General features: G+C 55.4%; 4 protein-coding genes. 3 read left to right on the forward strand and 1 reads right to left on the reverse strand.

Features of this window, described 5'->3' with window-relative positions:
- Nucleotides 1-363 (reverse strand): hypothetical protein (locus tag ACEQU8_RS01450; protein WP_370260964.1); only part of this gene is annotated, 363 nt, incomplete at its 3' end.
- Nucleotides 364-436: 73 nt separating this feature from the next.
- Here ACEQU8_RS01450 and ACEQU8_RS01455 point away from each other — a divergent pair.
- The 3 genes from ACEQU8_RS01455 to ACEQU8_RS01465 all read left to right on the forward strand — a co-directional run bounded on the left by ACEQU8_RS01455 (nucleotide 437) and on the right by ACEQU8_RS01465 (nucleotide 3,449).
- The gene (locus tag ACEQU8_RS01455) at nucleotides 437-664 is read left to right on the forward strand and encodes a hypothetical protein (protein ID WP_370260965.1); all 228 of its coding nucleotides are present in this window, start codon (nucleotides 437-439) and stop codon (nucleotides 662-664) included.
- Nucleotides 665-836: 172 nt separating this feature from the next.
- Nucleotides 837-2,255: a UDP-glucose/GDP-mannose dehydrogenase family protein gene (locus ACEQU8_RS01460; protein ID WP_370260967.1), complete on the forward strand. Its 1,419-nt coding sequence runs from the start codon at nucleotides 837-839 to the stop codon at nucleotides 2,253-2,255.
- 69 nt (nucleotides 2,256-2,324) lie between these two features.
- Nucleotides 2,325-3,449, forward strand: a complete 1,125-nt coding sequence (locus ACEQU8_RS01465; protein ID WP_370260968.1) for a beta-ketoacyl-ACP synthase III — start codon at nucleotides 2,325-2,327, stop codon at nucleotides 3,447-3,449.
- Nucleotides 3,450-3,774 lie beyond the last annotated feature (325 nt).

The raw sequence follows: 3,774 nt of genomic DNA on the forward strand, positions 1-3,774 counted from the left end.
AGGCGTGTTTCCCGACCAAGCCCCCGCTTGGCGGGAAACCGAATCGGATGCAATGGCGACATTTTCGCCTTGCATGCCCCCTCGGAAGGGACAAGAAGGGATACACGGGCTGATCCCAGGCCAAGCGGTCGGTGCCAACCCGGCTCCAACCCGGCCCAAAAGCGCGGCACACAGCACTCCAAAGGGCCGATCCCAGGCCCAGTTGGATTCAAAAATCAAGAGTGCTTGTTTCGAATGTTCACGGTTCGTTAAAAAAATAATGTGAATAAAAACAAAGATATAAAAAATATAGAGCAAATATTCGAGAGAAATAAAGACAAATAACTTGATATTCAGTGCACAACTGTACACAATAAAATCCATGCAGTCGAACAAGCTGCTGGGTTAAAGCGAAAACCCGGATTTCGCAACAACCAAAGTTAAAAGGGATCACATCATGAAAAATTTTATCGAGTCTGTTGTTCGTACCCCCGGCATGTTGTTTATGTCCATCCTCATCATCGGCTTTACCGTCAATGCGGGTGTGCAGTACATCAATGCAACAGGTTTTGAAGGCCCCAATTTGTTGGCCGCAGGCTGTTTGTTGGTCGGCCAGTTTGCAGTGGCGGTTGTTCACCAGTTGCGCCGCTTGGGCCAAGGCAACGCCACACCCAGCTTGCAATAATGCCGGCATGCAATGTAGCGAGGCGACCGGGCCAATCCCACAGCCCAGCCTCGCTGCGTAATGCGACTATTTCAACACTCCTCACCCGTCATATTTCTTTCCCAAAAATGTAAAACGCAGGCAACAGTGCCCGCACACACTGCACGCATTTCAACCCGAGGAAGGTGTGGCGATGCGTGTATCCATTGTTGGCGGGGGTTATGTGGGCCTGGTGACCGCGGCTTGTTTGGCCGAGGTTGGAAACAATGTGCTGTGTTGCGACATTGATGCAGCCAAAGTACAGCGTCTGAATGCAGGCCAAAGCCCCATTTATGAACCAGGTCTTGAAGAGTTGTTGCAGCGTAACCTGCGCGAGCAGCGCTTAAAGTTTACCGCCCGCATTGAAGAGGCTGTCCATCACGCCGAGTTGGTGTTTATTTGCGTGGGCACTCCCCCGCGCGAAGATGGCAGCGCTGATTTGCAGCATGTGTTGAACGTGGCCAGACAGATTGCCACGCACATGCGGGGTTTTAAAGTGATTATCAACAAGTCCACTGTGCCCGTCGGCACGGGCGAGCGCGTGGCCGATGAGCTTCGCCGGGGGCTGGTGCAACGCAATGCCTTGCACCCCTTCACCGTGGTTTCCAACCCCGAGTTTTTAAAGGAGGGCGCAGCCATCGACGATTTTTTACGCCCCGATCGCATTGTGTTGGGTACCGACGCCACACCGGCGGGCCAGCGTGCGCTGCGCTTGCTGAAGGCTTTGTATGCGCCTTTTCAGCGCCACCACGAGCGCATGCTTACCATGGACGTGCGTTCGGCAGAACTCACCAAGTATGCCGCCAACGCCATGCTGGCCACTCGCATTGGTTTCATGAACGAATTGGCCAACCTAGCAGAAAAAATAGGTGCAGACATCGAGCAGGTGCGCGCCGGCATAGGCTCAGACCCCCGCATTGGTTACTCGTTTTTGTATGCAGGGTGCGGCTATGGTGGTTCGTGTTTTCCCAAAGACGTGAAAGCCTTGATACGCACAGCCGAAGATGTGGGGCAAAACCTGTCGGTGTTGCGGGCGGTTAACCACAGCAACCAGCGGCAAAAGCGGGTGTTGGTTGAAAAAATTATCCAACGCTTCGGGCCCGACTTAAGCAACATGACCTTTGCCATGTGGGGCTTAAGCTTTAAGCCCGAGACCGATGACATGCGTGAGGCCAGCAGCCGAACCATTGCCGCAGAACTGGTGCTGCGTGGTGCCACGGTGCAGGCCTTTGACCCTGTGGCTGGCGAGGCTGCCCGTCAGGCCATGCGGGACGACCTCGCCGAGTTTCGCCAGGACGGCCCACTGCTTGGGCATTTCGAGGTGATGAATAGCCAGGATGACACCCTCCTCAACGCCGATGCCTTGATTGTGTGTACCGAATGGCGCATGTTCAAAAGCCCGGATTTTTTAATGCTGTCGCGCACCCTGAAACACAAGGCGGTGTTCGATGGCCGCAACCTTTACGATCCCGCTTTGCTGGCTGATTATGGCCTGGTTTATGAGGGAATCGGCAGGCGTGCCGAGCCGCCGGGTCAGGGTTTGACCGTAGAGCAAATGCGTTTGGCATCTTAAAATTGCCGGCCTTTCGCCGTATCATTGGGGGATTACAACATCACAGCATTCCACCAAGGGCGAGAGACCATGCATCAAGTAGCCATCAGCGGCACAGGCTTGTTTGTGCCTAGCCAAGTGATCACCAACGACGAATTGGTGGCTTCCTTCAACGCCTACGTGGCCAAGTACAACGCTGATCATGCCGAAGCCATCGCACGTGGAGAACTGCAGCCCCTGGCTGAGTCCAGTTCGGCTTTTATCGAGGCCGCTTCCGGCATCAAGCAGCGTTATGTGATTGAAAAAGAAGGCGTGCTCAACCCCGAACGCCTGCACCCTTATCTTAAAGAGCGGCCCAATGACCAACTTTCGCTGATGGCCGAAATTGCCGTGGACGCTGGCCGCAAAGCCATGGACGCCGCTGGCGTGGGGCCAGAAGCCATTGATGCCGTGATTTGTTCTGCAGCCAATATGCAGCGGGCCTACCCGGCCATGGCCATTGAAATTCAAGAGGCCTTGGGTATTCAGGGCTATGGCTACGACATGAACGTGGCTTGCTCATCGGCCACCTTTGGCATTGAGCAGGCGGTCAACGCCGTGCGCACCGGCACCGCCAAAGCGGTGTTGATGGTGAACCCCGAAATTACCTCGGCTCACCAGGCTTGGCTGGATCGCGATTGCCACTTTATTTTTGGTGATGTTTGCACAGCGGTGGTGGTGCAGCGCCTTGAAGACGCCAAACCAGGCAGTTGGGAGGTGTTGGGGACCAAGTTGGCCACCAAGTTTTCGAATAACATTCGAAACAATTTTGGCTTCATGAATCGCTCGGAAGACGCTGACCCCAGTGGCCGAGACAAACTGTTTATGCAAGAAGGCCGAAAAGTGTTCAAAGAAGTGTGCCCCATGGCCGCCGAACACATGAGCACCCACTTGGCCAGCTTGGGTTACAACAGCGCCACCGATGTTCGCCGCTACTGGCTGCATCAAGCCAACCTCAACATGAACCAGTTGATCGCCAAAAAGCTGCTGGGCACCTCCGATGTGGCCGCAGACAAAGCCCCCGTGATTTTGGACGAATTTGCCAACACAGCGTCTGCAGGCTCGGTGATTGCATTCCATCGCCACAGCGATGATTTGGTCAAGGGCGATGTTGGGGTGATTTGTTCGTTTGGGGCAGGGTACTCAATCGGCAGCGTGGTGGTGCGTAAAACCTGAGGATTCGCCGCGATTCGGTGCTGATTCATTTGCTCCCTTAAGCAAGCAGGTCCATGCCGTTTAGCGGTGTCGCTTGCTCCTTGAAACCAGCAGGTCCATGCCCCTTTGCGACGGCCAATCTGTGTCTCCCTCCCTGAGCCTCGCCTGAACTGAGGCCCGCCCTCCAAAACTGAGGTCGGGTCGGGCCTCTGCCCCCTTGGGGGCACCGTTCATTCTTGGCACGGTCGGGCAGATTGTCCTGAAGGTCGCTGCAGGGGCATTGGTCCCTGCTGGCTTCTGGGCAAGCGAAGGCGGCTCAGGTTGCATGCGAGCGTGGCTTTGCTGC

Source organism: Limnobacter sp., from assembly GCF_964228395.1.
Taxonomy (GTDB): Bacteria; Pseudomonadota; Gammaproteobacteria; order Burkholderiales; family Burkholderiaceae_B; genus Limnobacter.

Coding starts and splice junctions, on each gene's coding strand:
- ACEQU8_RS01455 (WP_370260965.1), top strand. CDS start 437: ATGAAAAATTTTATCGAGTCTGTTGTTCGTACCCCCGGCATGTTGTTT.
- ACEQU8_RS01465 (WP_370260968.1), top strand. CDS start 2,325: ATGCATCAAGTAGCCATCAGCGGCACAGGCTTGTTTGTGCCTAGCCAA.
- ACEQU8_RS01460 (WP_370260967.1), top strand. CDS start 837: ATGCGTGTATCCATTGTTGGCGGGGGTTATGTGGGCCTGGTGACCGCG.